Genomic DNA, 2,311 nt, shown 5'->3' on the forward strand with positions numbered 1-2,311 from the left:
ACCGATGCCCAAAGGTCTTCCTCTCAGCCATCGCTCTCGCCGCCACTGTCATCTACTGGCTATGAGTCCTGAGCCTAAACAGTTGTCTGCTTTCAGTCGCGTGGAGCGTCATGAAAATCATGTCACTCCACGCGAGCTAACAAGGTCTTTGCTTCAGAGCGAAGTCTATCTGGCTCAACGGGTTTTTCCAAAACCGCCACGGCCATTTGCTGAAACGGATTGTGTGCGCCAAGACTTCTGGCTCTACCGCTCAAGATAATAATCGGCGTCGTTGCAGTCTCGGAAATCTTACGCAGCTCAAGGATGAACTCAAAGCCACCCATATCCGGCATCGCTCTATTAACGATGAATAGATCCGGCTTTAGACTTTGAACAAAGGTTAACGCATCAAAAGCGCTTCTGACCGACGTAATTGTAACCTCTTCATCATGCAGGAAAGTCGCCTGGACGATCTCCAAAATGATGGGGTCGTCACCCACATGGAGAAGCCGTTTAACCATATAAGTAAACAGAAAATATCATGGTCGCTCCTTTATCGGCTTCCCCCCTACAGTATCGCTGGCGCAAACGCGACAGCTTTACTTTTTTGATCGGAGCGCAATTTGCAAGTCAGAACTTGCAGCTATTCGACCAAACCTGAATCTGCCAACTGCTCTTCATTTGGAAGGTCGCGTAAGCTTTCCAAATCGAAGGCGACCAAGAACTGCTCAGTTGTCACGAAGGTGTATGGTGCCCCGCGCTGCGGCGACCTTGGCCCGGTCCCGATCAGCTCGCGCACATGCAGCCGCCCGATCAGGTCACGACTGATCTCCTTGCCGAAGATATCTTTGAGCCCGTCGCGCGTGATCGGTTGATGGTAGGCGATGGCCGCCAGGACCGCGACGTCGAAGTCACTCAGGTCCAGGAATTGACCCCCGACATCCGCCGCAGCGCGGATCGCGGGCCCGTAGGCAGATCGCGTCCGGAACATCCAGCCGCCGGTGACCCGGGCTATCTCGAAGGCCCGCCCCTCCAAAGCGGATGACAGGTCCTCAATCAGTAGATCGACCGAAGCCCCCTGCCCCACCACACGGGCCAGATCTTCGCGTGGCACCGGCGAGGCCGAGGCAAAAAGAACCGCCTCGATCCGACGCATCCATTCCCGCCATCGCAGCTCCCTCGGGAGGTCGGCCAGCTCACGGTCTAGGTCTGGTTCCGAGCGATCCTTCGCCATCCCTACACCCCGTAGAGTCGGAAGGTGTCTCGGCCGGTGAGTTCACGCACCACCCCCAGATCAACCAGCCGGTCGCAAAGCCGCCGCGCCGCGCGCGGTGGCAAAGGCAGTTCAGCTGCTGCTACGGCATCCCGAGTCAAAAACATCTCGACAGCTTTACCTGCCCCTTTGGCGCGGAGCTTCGGCGCAACCACTTTCATTTGCTCAGCCCGCCGGGTCAGATCGGCAGTGAGGCGGGCAGACACAACCACTGAAGCAATGACGGCCCGATGACAGGCGAGCCGCAGCTCATCACCGCTTTTGCGCAGCACGGCGCGTTTCAAGCCCATGGCCAGCAGCGGCACGAGATGATCCCAACCGAGCGCTTGCGCGAGCGCTACATCCGCGAGGATCAGCGCTGCTACGTCGGCACGCGGTGCAGCTGTCTGCACCGCCTCCAGCACCAATGCTGCACGGGTGACCGGCGCGTCCTGTCCCGCATTGAGCCATGTACCGATCTGACCTAACTCGAGGGTTGGCATAGCCCGGTGCAGCGCTTTGATCGACATGGGCCGCTCCACCGCCCGCCGCCACGACAGGTAAGCCTCCCCCGCCGGACCGGGTAAATCGCCGGGGCGCAAAAAGTGGGCCGCGTCGCGCAACTCAGCTCCCCCTTCCGGCCGACCAGAGAACCCTACACAAGCTTCCGCCGCGTGCAGCGCGAGCCGGTCCCGCAACAAGGCATGGGGGACCTCCTCGTGTCCTAACGCAACATGCAGGTGGTTCAACGCCGCGCCCGACAAAAACGCAACATCCTCAATGCTTTCAGAACGCGTAGAGGTGACCCAGGCGGGCAACCGAGGTAGCGTGTCAAGGCCGCTGATGTGAACCGGTCGCGCAAAGGTCATGCGCAAAACCTACAACCTTGCGGCGCTTTATGCCAGACAATTACCGACAAACCGCCCTAGCTTGTGCAATCTATTTATGTCCAATAAGTTTACATTTTCGGACATATTTGCATAAGCTCATTGCCATGACAGACTGTCGGATGACCGGAATTCATGAGATTCAAGCACTTCTCTGAAGAACCGCCCGGGGTTCATGAGATTCTGTAGCGGT

General features: G+C 58.2%; 3 protein-coding genes. All 3 read right to left on the reverse strand.

The window, feature by feature from the left end; genetic code table 11:
* Positions 1-122: 122 nt before the first annotated feature.
* The 3 genes from O4H31_RS19420 to O4H31_RS19430 all read right to left on the reverse strand — a co-directional run bounded on the left by O4H31_RS19420 (position 123) and on the right by O4H31_RS19430 (position 2,100).
* Complete coding sequence (locus tag O4H31_RS19420; RefSeq protein WP_269348173.1) at positions 123-479, reverse strand: response regulator; 357 nt, start codon at positions 477-479, stop codon at positions 123-125.
* Between the two features lie 143 nt (positions 480-622).
* Positions 623-1,213 carry an SMC-Scp complex subunit ScpB gene (scpB, locus tag O4H31_RS19425; protein ID WP_269348174.1) on the reverse strand — a complete coding sequence of 197 codons (591 nt, stop codon included), beginning with the start codon at positions 1,211-1,213 and terminating at the stop codon, positions 623-625.
* A 2-nt stretch (positions 1,214-1,215) separates the two neighbouring features.
* Positions 1,216-2,100 carry a DUF1403 family protein gene (locus O4H31_RS19430; RefSeq protein ID WP_269348175.1) on the reverse strand — a complete coding sequence of 295 codons (885 nt, stop codon included), beginning with the start codon at positions 2,098-2,100 and terminating at the stop codon, positions 1,216-1,218.
* Positions 2,101-2,311: the final 211 nt, after the last annotated feature.

This window comes from Sulfitobacter dubius (genome assembly GCF_027214245.1).
GTDB lineage: Bacteria > Pseudomonadota > Alphaproteobacteria > Rhodobacterales > Rhodobacteraceae > Sulfitobacter > Sulfitobacter dubius_A.